At 62.4% G+C, this 20,365-nt stretch carries 22 protein-coding genes and 2 pseudogenes; 12 read left to right on the top strand and 12 right to left on the bottom strand.

Going from position 1 to position 20,365, the window contains the following annotated elements; translation table 11 throughout:
* Positions 1 to 20 precede the first annotated feature (20 nt).
* The 10 genes from ACSJDS_RS14325 to ACSJDS_RS14280 all read left to right on the top strand — a co-directional run bounded on the left by ACSJDS_RS14325 (position 21) and on the right by ACSJDS_RS14280 (position 8,161).
* Positions 21 to 1,151, top strand: coding sequence for a hypothetical protein (locus ACSJDS_RS14325; protein ID WP_473033868.1), 1,131 nt, complete (start codon positions 21 to 23; stop codon positions 1,149 to 1,151).
* 4 nt (positions 1,152 to 1,155) lie between these two features.
* On the top strand, positions 1,156 to 2,166 hold the full coding sequence (locus ACSJDS_RS14320) for a sugar-transfer associated ATP-grasp domain-containing protein (RefSeq protein ID WP_473033866.1): 1,011 nt from the start codon (positions 1,156 to 1,158) through the stop codon (positions 2,164 to 2,166).
* Positions 2,163 to 2,786, top strand: coding sequence for a GNAT family N-acetyltransferase (locus ACSJDS_RS14315; protein ID WP_473033865.1), 624 nt, complete (start codon positions 2,163 to 2,165; stop codon positions 2,784 to 2,786). The genes ACSJDS_RS14320 and ACSJDS_RS14315 overlap by 4 nt, the downstream gene beginning before the upstream one ends.
* Positions 2,783 to 3,559, top strand: coding sequence for a YdcF family protein (locus tag ACSJDS_RS14310; RefSeq protein WP_473033864.1), 777 nt, complete (start codon positions 2,783 to 2,785; stop codon positions 3,557 to 3,559). Before ACSJDS_RS14315 ends, ACSJDS_RS14310 begins: the two co-directional genes overlap by 4 nt.
* A 33-nt stretch (positions 3,560 to 3,592) precedes the next feature.
* A complete protein-coding gene (locus ACSJDS_RS14305; RefSeq protein ID WP_473033863.1) occupies positions 3,593 to 4,252 on the top strand; it encodes a sugar transferase in 660 nt (219 codons plus the stop codon).
* A 26-nt stretch (positions 4,253 to 4,278) separates the two neighbouring features.
* The gene (locus ACSJDS_RS14300; protein WP_473033862.1) at positions 4,279 to 4,737 is read left to right on the top strand and encodes a hypothetical protein; all 459 of its coding nucleotides are present in this window, start codon (positions 4,279 to 4,281) and stop codon (positions 4,735 to 4,737) included.
* Between the two features lie 87 nt (positions 4,738 to 4,824).
* Positions 4,825 to 6,183, top strand: a complete 1,359-nt coding sequence (locus ACSJDS_RS14295) for an IS1380 family transposase (RefSeq protein ID WP_473032624.1) — start codon at positions 4,825 to 4,827, stop codon at positions 6,181 to 6,183.
* The gene (locus tag ACSJDS_RS14290) at positions 6,177 to 6,557 is read left to right on the top strand and encodes a hypothetical protein (protein WP_473033860.1); all 381 of its coding nucleotides are present in this window, start codon (positions 6,177 to 6,179) and stop codon (positions 6,555 to 6,557) included. The genes ACSJDS_RS14295 and ACSJDS_RS14290 overlap by 7 nt, the downstream gene beginning before the upstream one ends.
* On the top strand, positions 6,482 to 6,907 hold the full coding sequence (locus tag ACSJDS_RS14285) for an ATP-grasp fold amidoligase family protein (protein ID WP_473033859.1): 426 nt from the start codon (positions 6,482 to 6,484) through the stop codon (positions 6,905 to 6,907). The genes ACSJDS_RS14290 and ACSJDS_RS14285 overlap by 76 nt, the downstream gene beginning before the upstream one ends.
* 63 nt (positions 6,908 to 6,970) lie before the next feature.
* Entirely contained in the window at positions 6,971 to 8,161 is a 1,191-nt protein-coding gene (locus ACSJDS_RS14280; protein WP_473033858.1) for a DegT/DnrJ/EryC1/StrS family aminotransferase, read from the top strand.
* A 72-nt stretch (positions 8,162 to 8,233) separates the two neighbouring features.
* Here ACSJDS_RS14280 and tviB read toward each other — a convergent pair whose 3' ends face one another.
* The 4 genes and pseudogenes from tviB to ACSJDS_RS14260 all read right to left on the bottom strand — a co-directional run bounded on the left by tviB (position 8,234) and on the right by ACSJDS_RS14260 (position 12,961).
* Positions 8,234 to 9,520: a Vi polysaccharide biosynthesis UDP-N-acetylglucosamine C-6 dehydrogenase TviB gene (gene tviB / locus ACSJDS_RS14275; RefSeq protein ID WP_473033857.1), complete on the bottom strand. Its 1,287-nt coding sequence runs from the start codon at positions 9,518 to 9,520 to the stop codon at positions 8,234 to 8,236.
* A gap of 84 nt (positions 9,521 to 9,604) precedes the next feature.
* On the bottom strand, positions 9,605 to 10,765 hold the full coding sequence (locus ACSJDS_RS14270) for a UDP-N-acetylglucosamine 4,6-dehydratase family protein (protein WP_473033856.1): 1,161 nt from the start codon (positions 10,763 to 10,765) through the stop codon (positions 9,605 to 9,607).
* A gap of 118 nt (positions 10,766 to 10,883) precedes the next feature.
* Positions 10,884 to 11,615, bottom strand: a complete 732-nt coding sequence (locus ACSJDS_RS14265; RefSeq protein WP_473033855.1) for a nucleoside-diphosphate sugar epimerase/dehydratase — start codon at positions 11,613 to 11,615, stop codon at positions 10,884 to 10,886.
* A gap of 354 nt (positions 11,616 to 11,969) precedes the next feature.
* A pseudogene (locus tag ACSJDS_RS14260) lies at positions 11,970 to 12,961 on the bottom strand (IS30 family transposase).
* 178 nt (positions 12,962 to 13,139) lie between these two features.
* Between ACSJDS_RS14260 and ACSJDS_RS14255 the strand changes: the two are divergent.
* Together ACSJDS_RS14255 and ACSJDS_RS14250 are read left to right on the top strand one after the other, a co-directional pair.
* A complete protein-coding gene (locus tag ACSJDS_RS14255) occupies positions 13,140 to 13,577 on the top strand; it encodes a low molecular weight protein-tyrosine-phosphatase (protein ID WP_473033854.1) in 438 nt (145 codons plus the stop codon).
* A gap of 143 nt (positions 13,578 to 13,720) precedes the next feature.
* Positions 13,721 to 15,058: an O-antigen ligase family protein gene (locus ACSJDS_RS14250; RefSeq protein WP_473033853.1), complete on the top strand. Its 1,338-nt coding sequence runs from the start codon at positions 13,721 to 13,723 to the stop codon at positions 15,056 to 15,058.
* Here ACSJDS_RS14250 and ACSJDS_RS14245 read toward each other — a convergent pair.
* The 8 genes and pseudogenes from ACSJDS_RS14245 to ACSJDS_RS14210 all read right to left on the bottom strand — a co-directional run bounded on the left by ACSJDS_RS14245 (position 15,025) and on the right by ACSJDS_RS14210 (position 20,348).
* Complete coding sequence (locus tag ACSJDS_RS14245; protein ID WP_473033852.1) at positions 15,025 to 15,465, bottom strand: DUF488 domain-containing protein; 441 nt, start codon at positions 15,463 to 15,465, stop codon at positions 15,025 to 15,027. The two genes, ACSJDS_RS14250 and ACSJDS_RS14245, sit on opposite strands and share 34 nt — an antisense overlap.
* A 40-nt stretch (positions 15,466 to 15,505) precedes the next feature.
* The gene (locus tag ACSJDS_RS14240) at positions 15,506 to 15,781 is read right to left on the bottom strand and encodes a tetratricopeptide repeat protein (protein ID WP_473033851.1); all 276 of its coding nucleotides are present in this window, start codon (positions 15,779 to 15,781) and stop codon (positions 15,506 to 15,508) included.
* Positions 15,775 to 16,323: a PA2778 family cysteine peptidase gene (locus tag ACSJDS_RS14235; protein ID WP_473035039.1), complete on the bottom strand. Its 549-nt coding sequence runs from the start codon at positions 16,321 to 16,323 to the stop codon at positions 15,775 to 15,777. The genes ACSJDS_RS14240 and ACSJDS_RS14235 overlap by 7 nt, the downstream gene beginning before the upstream one ends.
* Before the next feature lie 155 nt (positions 16,324 to 16,478).
* Positions 16,479 to 16,874: a PA2779 family protein gene (locus ACSJDS_RS14230; protein WP_473033850.1), complete on the bottom strand. Its 396-nt coding sequence runs from the start codon at positions 16,872 to 16,874 to the stop codon at positions 16,479 to 16,481.
* A 174-nt stretch (positions 16,875 to 17,048) separates the two neighbouring features.
* Complete coding sequence (locus tag ACSJDS_RS14225; RefSeq protein WP_473033849.1) at positions 17,049 to 18,077, bottom strand: GGDEF domain-containing protein; 1,029 nt, start codon at positions 18,075 to 18,077, stop codon at positions 17,049 to 17,051.
* Positions 18,078 to 18,166: 89 nt separating this feature from the next.
* Complete coding sequence (locus tag ACSJDS_RS14220) at positions 18,167 to 18,694, bottom strand: hypothetical protein (protein ID WP_473033848.1); 528 nt, start codon at positions 18,692 to 18,694, stop codon at positions 18,167 to 18,169.
* Between the two features lie 92 nt (positions 18,695 to 18,786).
* A pseudogene (gene holA / locus ACSJDS_RS14215) lies at positions 18,787 to 19,844 on the bottom strand (DNA polymerase III subunit delta).
* Positions 19,845 to 19,856: 12 nt separating this feature from the next.
* Positions 19,857 to 20,348, bottom strand: coding sequence for an LPS-assembly lipoprotein LptE (locus ACSJDS_RS14210; RefSeq protein WP_473033847.1), 492 nt, complete (start codon positions 20,346 to 20,348; stop codon positions 19,857 to 19,859).
* Positions 20,349 to 20,365: the final 17 nt, after the last annotated feature.

Here is a 20,365-nt window from a genome sequence, read left to right as displayed (position 1 = left end):
CTATACAGGGACGATCACCCATGGCCTACAGGGCGCTATTTCAGAACCTCAAGCATTTACCCGGCTGGCACACCGGGGTCAAGTACGTAGCCTTTGCCGTCGATGACTATGGCAGCATTCGCACTGCCAACCAGCCTGCTGTTGAAGCGCTCAAGGATAAGGTAAGCGGTTTTGGCGGCTACATGGACTACTGCGACAGCGTGGAGACCCGCGAAGACCTCCATAGGCTCTATGAGGTACTCGCAAGTCACCAGGATGCCGATCAGCGCAAGGCGCTGTTTACCGCCTATGCACTTTCCGCCAACCCGGATACCGCCTTGATGCTCCGCGAGGGGCGCTACGCCTTCGAGACCCTGAGCGACACCTTTACCCGCCTGGCGGCGGAGGAGCCGGCAGCCTATGAAGGGACCTGGCGGGCGTGGCAGGAGGGCATGAGTGAGGGCCTGATTCGGCCGCAGTTCCACGGCCGCGAGCACTTCAGCGTGCCGCTGATCGAGCGCAAGCTGGAACGTGGCGACCAGGATCTGAAGGCCAATCTCGAGGTGGCCAGCCTGGCGCGACTTTCCGGGGTGCCCGAGATGCCGGGCGTGGCCTTCACTCATGCCTTCTCGCTGCATGAGGAAGCGCTGCTGGCCCAGCACCGTGACATTATCCGCGAAGGCCTTGCCCTGTTCGATACGACCTTCGGCTTCGCCTCCACCACCTTTACGCCGCCCGCCCTCAAGCTGCACCCAGCGCTGGATGCGTTCGTGGCGGGGTTGGGGGTTCGCTCCATCGATAAGCCCTTGAGCGGGCAGCAGCCGGCGGGTGGCGGCAAGAGCCGGCGCAGCATCAACTTCCTGACCCCGCCCAAGGGCAAACGCCCGGCCAAGCTGGTACGCACCCTGAGCTTCGAGCCCTGCAGCGGTAACAAGTCCGACCCGGTCGGCCAGGCGCTGGGGGAGATGGAACGGGCCTTTCGCTGGCGCAAGCCGGTGATCATTTCATCGCACCGGGTGAACTACTCGGGGCATATCGATCCTGCCAACCGCCAGCAGGGGCTGGCCAAGCTGGACGAGCTGCTGGCTGGCATGCTGCGCCGCTGGCCGGATATCCGCTTTGTCAGCGTGGATGAGCTGGTGCAGATCATGGAGAAGGGAGAGAGAGGATGAGCCGATGACGCTGGCCCTGGCACGCCGCACAGCCTATCTGGGCTACTATGTTCGCCGCATGAACTGGCCGCTGCTGCGCCGCTTCATGCGTCATACTCGCCAGCTCGAGGGGATGGGCACTTTGCGCCAGGCGGCACTGCTGATGGGAGACTCTCTGCGCTACAACATCTCTCCCCTGGAGTGGTACCAGTTTGGTTTTGCCGGCCTGGGCGCTGCCGAGAAGGCCACCTGGGCGGGTACCGGCACCATGTACGAATTCCAGCGGCGGGTAAATCCCCCTGGGGCACGCGGGCTGCTCAACGACAAGCGCCGCTTCTACCAGGCCTACCGGAAGTTCTTCCGCCACTCACTGTGGTCAATCGAGGAGCTGGAGGCGAGCCCGGTGCTTGCCGAGCGTATCCTGGCCGAACATGGGCGCCTGGTGTTCAAGGATGCCACCGGCAACTGCGGGGCCAGCGTGCAGGTTCACGCCACCGCCGAGCTGAGTGCGGCGCATCTGGTGGGCTGGATGAAGCAGCAGGGCTTCGACATGGTGGAGAGCTTCGTGGAGCAGCATGCCGAACTGCAGGCCCTGTCGCCCTCCGGGGTCAACACGGTACGCCTCTTCACGCTGCTGGATGAGACGGGCAACTACCGGGTACTGGGCTGTCGGCTGCGCATTTCGGTCAACTCCCACGTGGACAACCTGGCCGCCGGCAATCTCGCGGCACCCATCGATGAGGCCAGCGGCAGGGTCAACGGCCCCGGGGTCTACTCCGATATCACCCGGCCGCCGGAGCCCGCTCATCCGGTGACGGGCACGCCCATCGAGGGCTTTGCGCTACCCTTCTGGGACGAGACCCTGGCGCTGGTGCGCCAGGCCAGCCTGAAACATCCCGAGAACCGCTCCATCGGCTGGGATGTGGTGATCACCCCCGAGGGGCCCGGCTTGATCGAGGGCAACCACGACTGGTGCAAGCTGGTGTGGCAGCTGCCGGTGAGGCGTGGGCTCAAGGCGATGCTGGAGGCCGCATGATTGCCCGCATGATGCTGTTTATCAAGCACCGGCTGCCCTGGCTGTGGCGCTGGGTGGAGTGGCCCAACGCCCGGGGCTATGCGCTGCTGCACGGCCGGCGCATGCAGCGCCAGATGCAGCGTGCCTTTGCTTCCTTCACCCTGGAGGGCTTTGTCTTCCGCCCCATGAGTCGTGATGAGCTGCCTCAGCTGGCTGAGCTGCTGGCCCGGCAGGAACCGTCGCGCCTGCGCTACTTCCAGCCCCACGGCTTTGCGCTGCCGAACCTTCAGCGCATGTGGGCCAATCCGGCCTTTCTGATGTTCGGCGTGTGGAATGACGATGGCGAGCTTGTCGGCTACTTCTTCCTGCGCTGCTTCTGCAATTGCCGCTGCTTCGTGGGGCGGCTGATCGATGCGCCCAGCGAAGGGCAGGGCATCGGTCGGGTGATGAACCAGATCATGTACCACACGGCCTGGTGGTCGGGGTTTCGCTGCATGACCACCATTTCCAGGCATAACCAGGCGGTGATGCGCTCCCATCATAACAACCCCCATGCACGTACTGTGGGTGAGCTTGGCAACGACTACCTGCTGGTGGAGTTCGTGGATGAGCCTACGGGCCAGCGAATGGTCGAGTTGTGATCTACGAGCTTGCCAAGACTTTGGCGCTGCTGGCCTATCCGCTGGGTTTCAGCCTGGCACTTCTGCTAATCGGTCTTGTATTGCTTTGGAGGCGCCGTCGCCGCCCGGCCTTGGGTGCTCTTGGTGCCGGACTGGTGACGCTCTGGGCCTTCTCCACCCCTGCACTGGCCGACCGGATGCTTTGGTGGCTGGAGCGTGACTGGGCCGATCGCCCGGTTGATGCTGTGCCTGCGGCCGATGCGGTGCTGGTGCTGGGCGGCGCCTTCAGCACTGGGAATGGCCAGTGGCTCTATCCCTCTGCCGGGGGCGCGATTGATCGCTACTGGCATGCGGCGCGGCTCTACCATGCTGAGCGTGCGCCGCGCGTAATCCTCAGTGGTGGTCGCCAGCCCCAGCGCACCGCGGGGATGACTGAGGCAGAGGCCGGGGTGCTGTTCCTGACCGATATGGGCGTGCCCCTGGAGGCGCTGATCCTGGAAACCGCGGCGCTCACTACGCGGGGCCATGTGGTGGAGCTGACGCCGCTGCTGGCCGAGCACGGCGTCGAGTCGCTGCTGGTGGTGACCTCGGCTTCCCATATGCGCCGCTCTCTGGCCACCCTGTCGGCGTTGGAGGTCGAGATCATGCCGGTGGCCACCGGGTTTTCCATTTCCCAACCGGCCAGCTTTCAGCTGCGTCGCTGGCTGCCCAGCGCCAGGGCGCTGTCGCGCAGTACTCGTGCCATGCATGAAGTCATTGGCATTCTCTATTACCGCCTGCGGGGCTGGGTTTAGCCAGCCCCCTTCTCCACAGGAGCTTTCTGTCTCGTGTCTACGCCACACTCTTCTCTGGATAATGCGGTTACCGTCGGCGCTGGCCGCGTGGGGCTGGGCCTCTCCCGCCGCCAGCAGGCGCTCAAGCGCAGCTTCGATTTCCTGGGCGCGGCGGCGGGGCTGCTTGCCACTTTCTGGTTGATCGCCCTGGCCTGGCTGCTGGGCACCCTGGATACCCGTCAGAACGGTTTCTTTATTCAGGACCGGGTAGGCCAGCATGGTCGTCGTTTCAGGGTGGTCAAGATTCGCACCATGCGCCCCTCCGCAGAGGTGACCACTACGGTGACTACCGGGCGGGATCCGCGCATCACGCCTGTCGGACGCTTTCTGCGCCGTACCAAGATCGATGAGCTGCCCCAGCTCTTCAACGTGCTGCTGGGTCAGATGAGCTTCGTGGGCCCCCGGCCCGATGTGCCGGGCTTCGCCGATCGTCTGGAGGGCGAGGCACGCGCCATGCTTAGCCTGAAGCCCGGGATTACCGGGCCGGCTACGCTGGCGTACCGCAACGAGGAAGAGCTTCTGGCTGCCCAGCTTGATCCGGAGCGCTACAACCGTGAGGTAATCTGGCCCGACAAGGTGCGGCTGAACCTGGAGTACATTCGCTGCTGGAGTCTCCTTGGGGATATGAATTATATCCTAAAAACACTTTTATGACATCCAGGTTTACAGATGGAGAGGGTATGAATACTAGGGTTTTAAGTTTCAAGAAGGTGGTAAAAAAAAGGCTCAATCGTAGCCGCTTATATAACAAGTTTGAGAAATGGCGCTTGTTAAGGAGAATCGATGGAAAAGGACGCTTTTACCCTTCTTTTAGTGACCTTGTTTCGTTCGAATATGCAAGATGCCGCCTTGGAAAGCTGGCGGGCTATGAGCACCCGCACGTGCATTTTCAAAATAAAGTAAATCAGAGAGGTTTTATGAGCATTATTGGTGCGCCACTTCCTGAGGCATATGTAACAGCTCCGGGTGAGTGGGGGTGCTTGAATGATGGGAGTTATTTTGTCAAGCCTGCATTTGGTTGCTCTGCCAAAGGCTGTTATCCTATTGATATAAAAGACCAGAGGGTCTATATAAAAGGTCACGCTCTCCTGGGTTCAGGTCTATCAGTGCCAAAATTCATGCATTGGTATAATACCTGAATCCGTGAGGCTGCCCTCCTGAAGCGCTTCTAACCCACTGACCTGCATGGCAATATACCTGATATCGCCATTCACCCAGACAGTGCCATGCCCAACGTCAAATTCCGCGCCAGTCGCCGCACCCTTACCAGCCACGCCGGGCTATCCATCATCGGGCAGTGCTTCGAGATCGCCGGCGTCGACAGCATCGACAGCCGCTTCCCCACCACGCTGGGCATGCGCACCAGCGACGTGGTCAAGAGCTACCTGGGCCTGCTGTGCCTGGGCATGAGCGACTATGATGCCATCGAAAACTTCCGTCGCGACAAGCCCTTCCAGCAACTGCTGACCCTGCAGAAGGTGCCGAGCACGGCGACGCTGCGACAGCGGCTGGAGAAGCTTGCCGCCAACGACCTGCAGGCACGCACCGCCACCTGGTCCACCACCCTGCTGTCGCTGGTGGAGGCACCGATCACCGCCGAGACGACACATGTCTGCCTCGACATCGACACCTTCGTCATGGACAACAGCAACTCGAAGAAGGAAGGCGTCTCGCGGACCTACAAGAAGGTCGACGGCTACACCCCAATCGCCGCCTACCTGGGCAACGAAGGGTGGTGTCTGGGCCTGGAACTGCGTCCCGGCAAGCAGCACACCATGAAGGAGAGCAACGCCTTCCTGGAGCGGGTGCTGCCCCGCGCCCAAGGCCTGACCGAGCGACCTATCTTGCTGCGTGAGGACAGCGGCTTCGACAGCCAAGCGCATCTGGCCCTTCTCGAACGGCAGCGGCTGGCCTTTGCCGAGGAAGGCCGCCAGCTGGACTACCTCGTCAAATGGAACCCGCGGGACTCGGCCACGGCCGATCAGGACACCTGGCTGGCCGTGGCGGCGGACTATTGGGAAGAATTGCGCCCCGGAAAGCGCCAGGCACTATGGACGCAGACCGTCTCGATCCGCGATGGTCGGTCTGAGTACGAGCTCAAGCGCGTGATGCGTCTGGTGGAGCGCACCGCCGATCACGATGGCCAGTTACTGCTCGAACCGGACTATGAGCTGGAAGGCTGGTGGACCAGCCTGGACGAGGCGCCGGAGGCGGTGATCAAACGCTACCAGGCGCATGCCACTCATGAGCAGTTTCACAGCGAGATCAAGACCGATCTCGACCTGGAGCGGCTGCCGTCGGGAAAGTTCGCCACCAATGATCTGATTCTGCACCTCGCCCAGCTGGCCTACAACATCCTGCGGCTGATGGGCCAGATGGGCATGACCGGCGAGCTGAGCCCGGTGCGCCATCCCGCCAAGCGGCGCCGGATCCGCACCGTGCTCCAAGAGTTGGTACATCGCGCGGCTCTCGTGATCCACAAGGCACGGCAGGTCATCCTCGACTTCGGGCAGGACATCGGGCGCATGACGGTGTTGAACACCCTGCGATGCCGCCTTCGCTATCCCCGAGGCACACCATGCTGATCGTCTGTCGGACAACGACATCACGCAGAGGGCTGACGGTCACCGGCAGCCAGCATCACCGTGCCCGGCGGGTAGAAATGCATGTCAAAACGGGCTGCCGTCGCCGGTCGACGCCGCCCTGGTCGGCCATCACCGGCATGCATTGGGCAGTTGAGACGGAATCGGAGGTCAAAAAATGCGCACTGGCGGTGATAGGGGAAGTGTCGGCGCTGGCTTCACGGAATCAGGATAATAAAGAGCACGGCACTTCTCTTGTTTTGGTTGAGGAGCGGTTGCAAGATGTTTTTTTGATGAAATCATGGATTATAAAGCCTATTGTTTTTATGGGTATGGTGTCGATCATATTCTCTGCATGCAGCGTAATGGTAGCGTAAAAAGCTCTTGCTTTAGTCCGGCCGGAAAGCCCATTAGAATTGCCAACTATCCAGAGGGTCCGCTGGATGTCAATCCGTCAGCCGATTGCATCCAAGAGGTTACGTGTATTGCAGAAGAACTTTCAAGTAAAATTCCTCTTTCTTTTTGTCGCTTAGATTTCTATATAACTACGCGCGGAGTTGTTTTAGGTGAAATCACCCCGATACCCGGAGACTCTTGTCACTTTGAGATTAAAAAGAATATGGAGTTGGGTAGGAGGTGGCTTGCCGCCCGGCGGGCGCTGGACAAAGGAGAAAGAAATATTCAGTCTGTTGATTATTTTAATGAAAATAAGGTTCTTTTCTTATGATTGCCAGATGGCTTTACGCAACCTGGCGATAATATAAATTATCTGGTGATATTCTTGGCTACCATGTTGACTAAACTTTTCTCCCCCTGGCCCTCTTTCACCGAGGAAGAGGCCGAAGCCGTACAGCGTGTGTTGCTTTCCAACCAGGTGAACTATTGGACCGGCGAGGAGGGCCGCCAGTTCGAGCGCGAGTTCGCCGCCTTTGCCGGTACCGAGTACGCCATCGCCGTGTCCAACGGCACCACAGCGCTGGACCTGGCGCTGAAGGGGCTGGGTTTCGGCGAAGGCGAGGGCAGGGGGCGCGATGAGGTGATCGTCACCTCGCGTACCTTTCTGGCTTCGGCCTCCAGTATCGTCACCGCCGGGGCGGTGCCGGTGTTCGCCGATGTGGATCGCGACTCCCAGAACATCACTGCCGGCACGGTGGCCGAGAGGATTACCCCCAACACCCGGGCGATCCTTGCCGTCCACCTGGCCGGCTGGCCGTGTGAGATGGATGCGCTGATGGCGCTGGCCGAGCAGCATTGTCTCACCGTGATTGAGGACTGCGCCCAGGCCCATGGCGCCCGCTATCGCGGCCGCAGCGTGGGCAGCATTGGCCACGTGGGCTGCTGGTCATTCTGCCAGGACAAGATCATGACCATAGGCGGGGAAGGGGGCATGGTCACCACAAGTGACGAGGCCCTGTGGCGCCGCATGTGGGCCTACAAGGACCACGGCAAGAGCTGGGAGGCGGTCTACGAGCGCGAGCATCCGCCGGGCTTCCGCTGGCTGCACGAGAGCTTCGGCACCAACTGGCGGCTGACCGAGATGCAGTCGGCTATCGGGCGCATTCAGCTTGCGCGGATGCCGGAGTGGAAAGCGGCCCGGCAGGCCAATGCCCAGCGGATCTGGCAGGCGGCAAGAGATTGCCCCGGACTGCGGGTGCCGACAGTGCCTGAGCATATCGAACATGCCGCCTACAAGTGTTACGTCTTCGTCGAGCCCGGGCAGCTTGCGGAAGGCTGGGATCGTGACCGCATCCAGCAGGCGATCGTTGATCACGGCGTGCCGTGCTTCTACGGCTCCTGCTCGGAGGTCTACCTGGAGAAGGCGTTTGATGGCACAGTTTGGCGGCCGGAAGCACCACTCCCCGTCGCGTGTGAACTGGGTGAGAACAGCCTGATGTTCCTGTGCCACCCCACCCTGACCGATGACGAGATCAATCGCACCTGCCAGACACTGCAGGAGGTGATGGCGCTGGCGGTCGACTGATTCGTATTGGTCCTATTGACACAATGAACCCGGCCGGGTTCCCGGCCGGGTTCATCGTATGATGCGTCGGGATTACAGCCGCAAGTCGGCATCCCCATTCCCCAGCATGTATTTGAGGTCATAGAGCACATGCTGGGGTTTTCCCCAGCTGCGGATCCGCGCGGTGCCGAGATCGGCAAAATCCCGGTGGGCCACAGCGAGAATCATCGCGTCGTAGGCGCCCGATTCGGGCTGATCGACTGGGCGGATGCCGTAGGCGTGCAGGGCTTCGTCCTTGTCGGCGTGGGGGTCGTATACATCGACCCTGACGTTGAAATCGTCCAGCTCGTGGATGATATCGGTGACCCTTGTATTGCGCAGGTCAGGGCAGTTCTCCTTGAAGGTGAGCCCCATCACCAGCACCCGGGCCGCCTGGACCTGAATGCGCTGCTTGATCATCTGCTTGACCAGCTGACCCGCCACATAGGCCCCCATGCCATCGTTGATGCGCCGCCCCGAGAGGATCACCTCGGGATGGTAGCCGACCTGCTGGGCCTTGTGGGTCAGATAGTAGGGGTCGACACCAATGCAGTGGCCGCCCACCAGGCCCGGGCGGAAGGGCAGGAAGTTCCACTTGGTGCCGGCCGCCTGTAACACTTCTTCGGTGTCGATCCCCAGGCGGTTGAAGATCATCGCCAGCTCGTTGATCAGGGCGATATTGACATCACGCTGGGTATTTTCGATGACCTTGGCGGCCTCGGCCACGCGAATCGAACTGGCCTTGAAGGTGCCCGCGGTGATGATCGAGGCGTACAAGTCGTCCACGAAATCAGCGACCCGCGGCGTCGAGCCTGATGTCACCTTGCGGATGGTGGTGACACGATGTTCCTTGTCGCCGGGGTTGATGCGCTCGGGGCTGTACCCGGCGAAGAAGTCGCTATTGTAGGTCAGCCCCGAGGCCCGCTCGATCACGGGAATGCACACCTCCTCCGTGGCACCCGGATAGACGGTCGATTCGAAGATGACCACATCGCCCCGGGATAGCACCTGTGCGATGGTCTCGCTGGCCTTGACCAGTGGCGCCAGATCGGGGCATCGCTGGTGGTCGATGGGCGTCGGCACGGTGACGATATACACATTGCAATTGTGCAGGGCGTTCACATCGCTGGTGAAGCTCAGCTGGCTGGCCTGGCGAAGCAGCTGGGGCTCGACTTCCAGGGTGGTATCGATGCCGTCATGCAGTTGGGCAATGCGCCTGGCATTGATATCGAAGCCGAGCGTCGGGTGTCGCCTGCCGAATTCCACCGCCAGCGGCAATCCTACGTAGCCTAGGCCAATGATGGCCACCTTGACACCTTCCAGGCTGAATTTTATCTTCATCACTGGCCATCCTTATCGAACTTTTGCCATCGAGATGCCGCGGCATCAGCGCCTTATTTAGCACGCCTAGTGAGTTCACCATGCCTAGTGAGGGCCCTTGAACAGGGATACCGTGGCGGCTTTCAAGAGCTCTTCTGTATCGCTCAGGGGCTGGGCCTTCAAGTCGTGCTGCACCGGGACCTGAACGGGCTTGACGGGGCGTTGGTCATGTTCTTTCCAGATCAAGTCGACGATGGGACCCTGGGGCGAATAGGCCGCCGGGGCCTCGAGCATAATGTTCCGAATTCCGTCCAGATCGCCTTTTTCGGTCGCCGCACTGAGTCGCTCCAGTAGCGCCTCGAGGCGTGGCCATTGCCAGCAGCTTTCACGGGCGCTCAGGATACGGGGATGGGGTGTGGCGGTGACGTTCTCCCCAACCAGCAGTTCCTCAAAGAGCTTCTCGCCGGGCCGCAGTCCGGTGTAGTGAATCTCGATATCCCCGCCCGGATTGTCGTCATCCTTCACTTCAAGCCCTGACAGTCTCACCATTTCCCTGGCGATCTCAGCGATCTTGACCGGGCTGCCCATATCGAGGACGAAGACATCGCCTCCCTTGCCCATGGCTCCGGCCTGAAGGACAAGCGTGGCGGCTTCGGGAATGGTCATGAAGTAGCGAGTGATCGCCTCATGGGTTACGGTAATGGGCCCGCCCTGGGCGATCTGTTCTCGGAACAGGGGGATCACCGAGCCCGATGATCCCAGCACGTTGCCAAAACGCACCATGCAGAAGCGTGTGTGCTGTTGAGTCCGCGATAACGCCTGGCAGATGAGCTCTGCCAGGCGTTTCGTCGTGCCCATCACATTGGTGGGGCGGACCGCCTTGTCGGTCGAGATCAGTACGAAGGTCTCGACCCCTGATGACAGGGCGGCACGGGCGGTTTCCAGGGTGCCGAAGACATTGTTGCGTACGCCTTCGAGTACGTTGTACTCCACCATGGGGACGTGTTTATAGGCGGCGGCGTGGTAGAGCGTCTGTACGCGAAAGGCGCGCATGACGCTTTCCAGGCGGCCGCGCTGCTGTACCGAGCCGAGCAGCGGCTCGGCCACGCTGGGCAGGCTCTCCAGGCTGGCGAGCAGCTTCAGTTCCGATTCGATGGCATAGAGGGAGTATTCGCAGCTGTCCACCAGCAGCAGTCGCCGCGGGCGTTGCCGCAAGATCTGGCGGCACAGCTCTGAGCCGATTGAACCGCCGGCACCGGTGACCATGACCACCTTGTCCCGGATATTGGCATCCAGCAGGTCCTGCCTGGGGGGATCGGATCGCGGCCTAGCAGGTCTTCCACGGCCACGTCACGGATATCCTGAATTTGGGCTCGGCCACTGACTACATCCTCGGTGCCAGGGACAGTGAGAATCGGAACATCCAGGGGGCAAGCGCTTTGAGAATGTCCCGGCGCCGGCTGCGCGGTACGCTGGGCATGGCAAGCAGGACGCGCTCGGCTTCGTGGCTGTCGACCAACTCTGGCAGCTTGCTGGCCGGGTAGACCCACAGTCCTTCCACCTGTGTGCCGTGCATACCACGCCAGTCGTCCACGAAGGCCACGGGAACATACTCGCTCCCCTGGCGCAGTGAATTGGCTAGCTGGGATCCCGCGGCTCCGGCGCCATAGATGATGACGCGGGTCTTGTAACGCATTAGTTGGTGTCGATAGAGGCTGCGTAGAAAAAAGCGAACGCCGCCGACCAGGAACATGGCGAGAATGCCATAGATGATCAATAGCGACGGCGGCAAGCTAAGACCCGTGAGCTGCCCGGCCAGGAGCAGTATCACAACCGAAAGGCTCACACCCATCACCAGGGTGTGTAGGGCGCGAAGGCTCATGTAGCGGATAACGGCACGATACAATCCCAGGCGAACAAAGATAAGAAGGGTGACGGGAAGGGCCAGCACCAGGGCGAGCCATACCTGTGGCTCCGACAGGGCCGATACGCTGTCTGACTTGAGGATTACCGCCAAGATAAAACTGGTCGACAACAGAAAGATGTCGGCCAGAATTTGTATCATGCGTTTGACCCTGCGATGCAAGCGGAAGGCTTGCGCAAGCATTCGTCCCATCAATGCTCCCCGGTATGTCCATGCGTAGGAATATTTGGCCGTCCGGCCTGTTTTTTCGTTATTGAGAATCTTTTTGAAAGTGCTGTGTCATTTTTTGTAATCGGTACTCTTAAGGCTAAGAGACATTGGGATATTGCCCAACATGATTTTCATGAATTTGCCATAACGGTATTGACTGACGTGGGGAGAGGAGGGATCTCATAAGAATTATGAGATGGTCTCATCCATATAGGCGTAATAGAGAACTATGAGGTCGTAAGGGTTTCTTTGGTAGGCAAATAGAAAAATGCGCATCAACAAGTGCTGGTCACTCCTCAGTTGGTTTGGGGGACAACTACACTGACAGACCTGAATTCAAGTAATAAACGCAGCACCTGCGGTGTTCAGGGCTCCTGAGTATTCCCCAGGAACACCTGTGCCGGTGTCCGGTAGCCAAGACGCTTTCGGGGGCGGTCATTGAGCTTTCTGACCACCTTGCGCAACTCGACGTCGGTGACCTGCCGGAAGTCCGTCCCCTTGGGGAAGTACTGCCGCACCAAGCCATTGGTGTTCTCGTTGCTCCCACGTTGGCCGGAGCAGTAGGGATCACAAAAGTAGGTCGCGGCGGTCACCGCCTTGGCCACGGCTTCGTGACCAGCGAACTCCGAGCCATTGTCCAGTGTGATGGTCTGCACAGCACCCCGGCGAGGCTTCAGAAGGCGGATCATGGCCGCTTCTGTCAGCTCCGCTGAGATCCTGGGCAGCCGTGCTGCCAGCAGGTAGCCGCTACGCCGCTCTACCAGCGTGACCAAGCCCGATTGCTTGTGCCCCTGGATCACGGTGTCACCTTCCCAGTGCCCGATGAAGCGCCGATCATCGATGTCAGCCGGGCGATGCTCGATGCCCACGCGGTTGGGAATCTTGCCGAGTCCTGCGCTCTTGGCCTGGGCACGGTGCTTGCTGCGCCGCTTGGGCTGGCGAAGGTGCTGCCAGAGGTCGCCACCGCGCGCTTTGTCATCCCAGATCAAGGAGTAGATCCACTGGTGACTCACACCCATGCCCGCCAACGGCGCCATGAAGCCGCTGATCTGTTCCGGGCTCCACTCGTCACGCAGCCGGTCGACGACGGCGGTGATCATGCTGGGCAGGCGCTTCGTCCACTTCCAAGCGGTGCGCCGGCGGTCATCGCTGAGGGCCTGGGCCCTCTCAGGATCGTAGCCCTCAGAGGCAGCGTTACGGCGCAGCTCACGGCTGACCGTGCTGTTGTGGATGCCAAGCTCTCTGGCGATCTGTCGCTGGCTCATGCCGACACCCCGTTGGGCGTGAATCTGGTATCGTTGGGTCTGGGTCAGCTGTCGGTATCCCATGCTCTGCTTCACTTTGGTCGGTAAAGCAGGGAGGGTACCGGCGCTGGCCCTCCTGCCTCTACCGGGTGGACCAAAGTGCTGCGGTTATTCTATGAATCCAGGAGATAGAGGGTCCTTGGTGCTCAGGCTGGAGTAATAATATTATGGCTGTAACGATTTGCACGGAGAACGCGACACCATGTTTCAGCACATCCTGGTCGTCTGTACCGGGAATATTTGCCGCAGTCCGGTAGGTGAGGCGCTACTCAAGCAGCGACTGCCTGGCAAGCACATCGAGTCGGCGGGTCTCGGTGCCTTGGTCGGATGCGGCGTGGAGCCGACAGCCCGACAGTTGGCCGAAGCCGATGGCCTGGATGTCGCTGCTCATCAAGCGCGGCAAGTCACCGTTGACATGCTGCAAGCTGCCGATCTGATCCTGGTCATGAGCGATGGGCAGCGCCGTGCGGTCGGTCATCTCGCAGCGACGGTGCTCGGAAAGACCCTGCTGCTTGGCCACTGGCTCGATGAGGCGCAGTGCCGAGAAATTCCCGACCCCTACGGCAAGAATCGCGAGACTTTCATACAGGTTCATCAACGGCTCAGGGAAGCCGCTGATGCCTGGGGAGAAAAGCTCTGAGGGCCCTGGGTTGAGTTTAATGTGCAAGCCTATCGAAGTGTGCCTGGACCATTGATACTGACGCTGACGCCTCAATCGTGAAGAACATGAGGCATGGTCGTTTCGTGGAGAGCCGGCTTCGCCGGGGAGCAAGGAATGGGTCGTTGAGTCTCTGGAATCGTGCCAATGCGGTGCTGCTTTTTGCCTTTGTGGCGCTATTGATCGTTGCCCAGCTGGCCTATGCCGTGGTGCCGTTGCTGGCGCTTGCGGTCATGGGTGTGGGTAGCGTAGTCACCTGGCTGAGCGGTGACCGCCGCAGGGCGCAGCGAGTGCAGTCAGGCCTGCCGGGATTCATACGGGATGACGGCTGGCTTGTGCTGGCCATGCTGATCTATGGGGGGCTTTGGCTGCTGGATGTCTGGCGGACCGGGCACTGGCCCGTGGGAGGGGGCAACCAGGGGCTGCTGCTGCCACTGTGGCCGCTGGTGGCGGCGGCGATGCTGGTTTGGCTGCTGCGCTATCCGCCGAGCCCGCGGGTGCTGTGGTGGGCGGTGTGCAGTGGAGCCCTTGGCGCCGGTGCCATCGCCCTCTACGAGCGTTTGATCTTGGGCAGGTCGCGTGCAAGCAACAGTATGAATGCCATTCCCTTCGGCAATCTGTCGCTGCTGCTGGGCACGCTGGCGCTCCTGGCGGCGCTCTGGTGCCTGCGTCGCGGCTATCCGCGAAACCGGGCCCTGCTGATGCTGGCGCTGCTGGCCGCCATGGCCGGCATGCTCGGCTCGCTGCTGTCCGGGACCCGCGGCGGCTGGATTGCCTTGCCCTTGCTACTGCTGCTGGCCTACCGAGCGGCGAGGGATCTGGTGCCGCCGGGCTGGCGCTACGGGGTGGCGGGGCTGGTGGTGATAGGGTTGCTGGTGGCAGCGGCGGTACCCCAAAGCGGAGTGGGTCAGCGGGTGGGGTCGGCGGTGGGCAGTGCCCAGCAATACTGGCAGGGGGAGACGCAAGGCAACTCAGTGGGCACACGCCTGGAGATGTGGCGAGGCGGTATCTTGTTGGCCCGGGAAAGCCCCCTGCTGGGCTTTGGTGAGGGACGCCTGGAACTGGCGATTCAGGGCCTGGTAGCGGAAGGCAGGCTGCCCCCGGCGGTCGCGCGACACGATCAGCTCCACAGTGACATGATCGATACCCTGGCGCGGCGGGGCATAGTGGGGCTTGGTGGGCTGCTGCTGCTCTATGCTGTGCCGCTGTGGCTGTGCTGGCGACGGCTGCGCAGGCCTGGAGCAGACCCGGGCCTGCAGGTGTTGGCTGCGGCGGGCATGATGGTGCCGGTGGCGTTCTTCGATTTCGGTCTGACTCAGTCGATGCTGCGCGATGTGCGCGGCCTGAGCGGTTATCTGGGGCTGTGCATCGCCTGCTGGGTGGCCCTGCGCGCCTATGAGGCGTCGCAAGGCCAGCCATTCGGCCGGTGCTATGATCGTGGGCTATCGGGTGAGTCGAGCTGATGGGCGAAACACGGCGGTGAGGCCGGCTCCAGGTCGGCGGCGTCCTCCGCGTGCAGGCGATGAAGCAGCATATCGCGCAGGATCGGCAGGTGGGAGTCGTCCAGGTGGCGCGCCGCCGATAGCAAGGTCAGCCGCCCGCGGCGGGCGTGGCGCATCAGCGGGATAAGGCTCTCGGGATGGTCGCGCAGCTCGCCCCGATAGCGGGTGGCGAAAACCCCGGCGCTGATCTCGCCCTGATGGTACTGACGGCGCAGCAGCGGCGACGGCGAGGCGTCTCGGTACCAGTCGGTGAGCGCCAGGCTCTCGCGTGGCTTGCCGCGTGGCCACAGCCGATCGACCAGTATCCTTGCCCCGTCTTCCGGCTCGTCGGGGCTGTAGATACGCTTGAGAATGATCTCGTAAGACACGCGAAAACCTCCCTTGACCATGTCGCTAGCATGGCGCATGTCAGTGGCGTTTTGCTAGCCCTTCCAGTGCGTCCCTCGCTCGCTCTTGCCAGTCGCCGGGAAGCTCGGCGGCCTGCGATAGAGCGCGCTGGGCGGCGTCGTAGTCCCCTTGGGTGCGATGGATCAGGCCAAGATTGAGCCAGGCGACGGCGAGTTCGGGGCGGGTATCAACCGCGAGCTGGAACGCCTCGATGGCGCCCTCGGTATCCCCCTGCCCATGGCGGGCGTTGCCCAGGGCGAAGTGTCCCATGGCCGAGGTCGGGAAGCGGCTTACCAAGGTCTCCCAGGCGGGTAGAGCGGCCTGCCCCCCTGCACCTGCTCGAAATCGGCGATCGCCTCGAGCGCGCGATCTTCTGTCACGCTTTCAGGTAGCTCACCCGGCGGTTGCGCGACGAAGGCCCAGCGGTTGCTGCGCGACCAAGTAGCATCGAAGCGGCGGAAGGACTCGATGCGCTCGGGCTCCTCGCCGCTATGCAGGGTCATCGTCTGGGCGTCACGGTCATAGCCGATGGCTACGGCGTAGTGCCACATGGGCCAGGCGGGCAGCGACAGGTTCTGCATGACAACCACCGGCTGCCCGGCGGCAAGCTCGGTCAGCAGGGCATCGAAGCGGTTGTCCAGTACGAAGGGGATGTGGCCGTGGCGGCGCACGGTGGCGAGCATCTCCGGCTGGACGCTTCCCTCCCGGCCCGGCATGAAAACCTGGGGGATCAGGGTGTCGACGGTGACGTCCACGCCCTGGGCGTTGAGCACCATGGCTAGCGAAGCAGGACCACACTGGTAGTCGCGCTGGGCATGGAAGGGGATGTCATTCAGCATCACCTGGCGAGGGAGGCGCTCTTGGGTGTCTCGTCCAGTTGCGGTGGGCTGGCACAGCCGACCAGGATGAATAGCAGCAGCACTAACGGGAGAACGCCCGCAGAGCGGGCGTTCCACGAGCGCCAGATTCGGCGTGTTGTCATCACCTTCCCCGCTCAGCGGGTAAAGGGGAAGACATTGGTCAGACCGAGAATATCGGTGACCAGCAGGATGACGAAGACGGCAAACAGGGCGCCGACCACGCTGGCGCCGGCTGGCATCTCTTCGAGCTGGTCTGCCATCTGGCGGGCTTCCTGATCGGACAGGGCGGCCACACGCGCCTCGACTTCGGCCAGATCCACGCCTTGGGCCAGCAGCTGTGCCTGTACGTCGTCGCGAGCGAGAATCTCGTGAATCCGCTCACGGTCCGCATCGGCACGCTCAGTCGAGAGGGCCTCCTGGGTGGAGATCAGGTCGCTGCCCGGCGCGAGCGGGGCGGCGGACACCGATACGCTGCCCAGCACCAGGGCGAGGATCAGCAGCGGGCTGAGAATACGGCAGACTCGTTTCATGGTGGAATCCTTACTGTTGTCGAATGATCTTCCGGCTCCTGAATGATCCTCGCTCGGCATCCTGATCCGAGCTGAAGGAACGTGCGCTCACGATGCCCGTGCAGTATAGGCAGAAATGACGTGAAATTTCATGCCCTTGCATGCGATTTTCCGCGCGCTCTTGGCTTTTGGTTCTTATCCCACCTCCGTGCAGTTCCGGCCGTTGGCCTTGGCCAGGTAGAGGGCGCGGTCGGCTCGCGAGTAGAGGCTATCGAAGTTCGAGCCCTCGCCATCCCCCGTGGCGAGGCCAAGGCTAACTGTGATCGATGCCGAAACGCTGAGCTCCTGGAGGGATAGGGCTGCGACGCGTTGCCGGATCCGATCGGCAAGCTGCAGGGCGCCATCGGCGGGCGTATCGGGCATCAGTACGCAGAATTCTTCGCCGCCCATGCGCGCCACGATATCGGCCTGGCGCGTCTCTTCTTTCAGGGCCTTGGAGAAAGCGACCAGCACTCGGTCGCCGGCCGGGTGACCATAGGTGTCGTTGAGGCGTTTGAAGTGGTCCAGGTCCAGCAGCGCCATACTCAGCGGCTGGCCGTTGCGGCGGCTCTGCTGGTGCAGCACTTCAGCGGCTTCCAGCAGGTGGCGACGGTTGCCAAGTCCGGTGAGCTCGTCCATTTGGCTCAGGCGTGCCACGGTTTCGCGCTGTCGATTGAGACGAAGAAGGGCCAGCATCAAGGCGCCGACCACCAGCAGCGCCAATAGCACCAGCACAGCGATGGCGAGCGTCAGGCGTTCCATGATGAGACGCTGCTCGCCTGCCGCGGTGTGGATGAGCTCATTGAGTTCGCTGTAGGCTCGTGCCAGATCGTTTTCGATGGCGTAACCCAGACTTACCAGTGCTTCCGACCTTCCACCTGACTGCATCTCATCGACTCGCGCTTGCAGTTCTGGCAGCTGCTCTTCGACGACTTGCAGCCTGTCGAGCGATACCCGGTAGTCGTCCGGGTCAAGCTGACTTCTTTCCAGGCCGTAGGTCACGCCCTCGATATGCTGGGGTATTCGCCACAGCAGGTTGTCGAGGTGTGCTTCATGCACGTTCTGGTGGGGCTCGTGCAGTTGATCCAATGCATGGCGAAGGAGAACGGGTTGCTGCTGGGCACGGACGACGTCGGCCACCAGCGCCGTGTAGTTAGCTCCCACGTGCTGGCGCGCATTGACCACATAGAGGCCAATCGCCAGGGCGCAGATTCCTGCCAGGAGGGTAAAACCCAGTGCCAGTTGCCACCTCAAGGCCAGGTGTTGGCGCTGATTCATTGGGCCTGGATGTCTCGGATCGACCAGATCCAGTGGGTCATGCTGGCCGTTCCGGCCTCAACGGCCTCGGCATCGGCGGGCACGATCAGCATGCTGGGGCCGAATTCCGTCAGCGTCAGCGGCTCGCCATCCAGTCGGGTGGCGAGCAGGTAGCGCGTTTCCTCGCGGTCTTCCGAGGTAAGAAAGACGGTGTAGTCGTCGTGAGCGATAAAGCGCAGCGTGTCGGCCCCGCTCAGGTCCTGGGCGTCGAGAAAGTCGTCGAGCCAGACCCCGGCGAAGCTCCCCTGGGGGCCTTCGAAGTGCTGCAGCGTGATCTCGTAGAGCGGCGATGACTCGATCTCGGCGCGACTGACCGACCAGCGTTCGTCGTCGCGGCGCAGGGTGATGATGGGGGTCTCATCCTGTGACGGGGTGAGCGCGCTGGGGCTGGCTGCGGCGACGTGAGCGGCCGGCAGGGCGGTCATCACCAGCAGGCCGGCCAGCAGGGCGACCCGTGAGGGCGTTAGGCGAAGAAGGCGGCTCATGCAGATGGCTCCCAGGCAGCTGTCGTCAGTGGGATAATGGCAGGATTCTAGGCCAGCAATGTGACGCAGAGTAAACGCTTTTGGTCAGGTAGTTAACCGACCCGGTATGAGGAAGGTAGTTCGGCCAGCAGGCCGCGCCCACCGGCCAGGGTCAGTGCCAGGTCGTGAAGGCCATTCCAGGCGGGCAGGGGGCTGGCGCCCTTGATGGCCAGGTCCAGGCGCTGGGCGAACAGCAGCAGCTTGTGCAGCCGCTTGAGCGGCAGGCGCTGGATGGCCTGCTGGTAGGCGGGGCGCCGTTTTTCGAAGATCGCTGGCTTCTGGGCCTTGCAGGCGTGATCGAAGCTCTGCCCCTGGTCGAGGTGCTGGTGAAGGGAGAGCAGGGTGCGTAGCTCCCGTGCCAGGGCCCAGAGCACGATCGGTGCCTCCACGCCCTCGCCGTGCAGCCCGGCCATGATGCGCGACACCCGCGCACGCTCACCCTTGAGGCAGGCGTCCACCAGGGTGAAAACATCATAGCGGGCGCTGCTTTCCACGCCGCCAGCGATCTGCTGGGGGCCGACTCGGGTGCCGGGGGCAGCAGCAGCGCCAGCTTCTGCAGCTCCTGATCGGCGGCCAGCAGGTTGCCTTCGGTGCGCTCGCCGAGTAGCCGCGCGGCATCGAGGTCGAGGGTGAGGCCGTGGCGCTCGGCACGATCACGCAGCCAGAACCCTAGCCGCGCGATATCCACCGGCCACACGGGGACGAACAGGCCCACCTTGTCCAGCGACTTGAACCAGGCGCTCTTCTGCTGGCGGAAGTCTAGCTTGCCCATGCTGATCAGCAGCACGTCTTCGCTGCCCGGCAGCTGTTCGGCGTGCTCCTTGAGCGCCTTGGCGCCCTCCTGGCCCAGGCTGCTGTTACCCAGGCGTAGCTCGATCAGCTTGCTCGATGCGAACAGGGACAGGCTGGCGGCGGTTTCCCGCAGCCGGCTCCAGGCAAAGTTGGCTTCGACGTGGAGCACCTCGCGCTCCTCAATGCCCTGGGCGCGGGCGGCGCTGCGCACGGTGTCGCAGGCTTCGATATGCTGCAGCGGCTCGTCGCCGGCGACGATCACCACCGGCGGCAGCTTCTTGCTCAGCGCCTCGGAGAGCTTGTCGGGAAAGACTTTCACGGCTGACCTTATTTAGGAATCGGCGAGCGGGCGCAGGCGCTCGAGTAGCTGGCGAGCGGCGTCACGGCGCAGCCGCTCATGCGCCTCCTCGCGGAGCCTTTCCTGCGCCAGGAGGTTGTCGTCGCTGATGGTGAACTGCGTGCTGACCTCGAGTTGCTGCTGGTCGAGCAGGTAGGCACCATCCGAGCGTCGTTGGACCGAGAAGGGGGCCGTGAGGGTGCTTTCGAGTTCCCGAGAGCCACTGTCGCGCACGCTGCGCTGGCGCTCGCGGATCGCCTCGGCGCCGAGGTTGAGCACCAGCGGCGCCGGGTCGTGGACCCGGGTGCCCGCGGCCTCGAGCCGTTCGGCGACCCGCCGCGCCAAGGGGCCGTCGGGACCGGCCAGGGCGAGTTCCGCGAGCCCGGCGTCCGGGGCGTCGAAGCCGCGCAGCCGGAAGCCACAGCCGGCGAGGGCGAGAGCGGCGGTGCCGCTCAGGCCCAGAGCAAGTAAGGTGCGTCGCTGCATGAGGCGCTCCCTGGGGC

This window comes from Halomonas sp. SL18_1, from assembly GCF_055755715.1.
This window is presented reverse-complemented; position numbering and strand designations above follow the sequence as displayed.

Coding starts and splice junctions, on each gene's coding strand:
- ACSJDS_RS14325 (WP_473033868.1), top strand. CDS start 21: ATGGCCTACAGGGCGCTATTTCAGAACCTCAAGCATTTACCCGGCTGG.
- ACSJDS_RS14320 (WP_473033866.1), top strand. CDS start 1,156: ATGACGCTGGCCCTGGCACGCCGCACAGCCTATCTGGGCTACTATGTT.
- ACSJDS_RS14315 (WP_473033865.1), top strand. CDS start 2,163: ATGATTGCCCGCATGATGCTGTTTATCAAGCACCGGCTGCCCTGGCTG.
- ACSJDS_RS14300 (WP_473033862.1), top strand. CDS start 4,279: ATGAATACTAGGGTTTTAAGTTTCAAGAAGGTGGTAAAAAAAAGGCTC.
- ACSJDS_RS14295 (WP_473032624.1), top strand. CDS start 4,825: ATGCCCAACGTCAAATTCCGCGCCAGTCGCCGCACCCTTACCAGCCAC.
- ACSJDS_RS14290 (WP_473033860.1), top strand. CDS start 6,177: ATGCTGATCGTCTGTCGGACAACGACATCACGCAGAGGGCTGACGGTC.
- ACSJDS_RS14285 (WP_473033859.1), top strand. CDS start 6,482: ATGGATTATAAAGCCTATTGTTTTTATGGGTATGGTGTCGATCATATT.
- ACSJDS_RS14280 (WP_473033858.1), top strand. CDS start 6,971: ATGTTGACTAAACTTTTCTCCCCCTGGCCCTCTTTCACCGAGGAAGAG.
- tviB (WP_473033857.1), bottom strand. CDS start 9,520: ATGAAGATAAAATTCAGCCTGGAAGGTGTCAAGGTGGCCATCATTGGC.
- ACSJDS_RS14270 (WP_473033856.1), bottom strand. CDS start 10,765: ATGGTCACCGGTGCCGGCGGTTCAATCGGCTCAGAGCTGTGCCGCCAG.
- ACSJDS_RS14265 (WP_473033855.1), bottom strand. CDS start 11,615: ATGGGACGAATGCTTGCGCAAGCCTTCCGCTTGCATCGCAGGGTCAAA.
- ACSJDS_RS14255 (WP_473033854.1), top strand. CDS start 13,140: ATGTTTCAGCACATCCTGGTCGTCTGTACCGGGAATATTTGCCGCAGT.
- ACSJDS_RS14235 (WP_473035039.1), bottom strand. CDS start 16,323: ATGCTGAATGACATCCCCTTCCATGCCCAGCGCGACTACCAGTGTGGT.
- ACSJDS_RS14230 (WP_473033850.1), bottom strand. CDS start 16,874: ATGAAACGAGTCTGCCGTATTCTCAGCCCGCTGCTGATCCTCGCCCTG.
- ACSJDS_RS14220 (WP_473033848.1), bottom strand. CDS start 18,694: ATGAGCCGCCTTCTTCGCCTAACGCCCTCACGGGTCGCCCTGCTGGCC.
- ACSJDS_RS14210 (WP_473033847.1), bottom strand. CDS start 20,348: ATGCAGCGACGCACCTTACTTGCTCTGGGCCTGAGCGGCACCGCCGCT.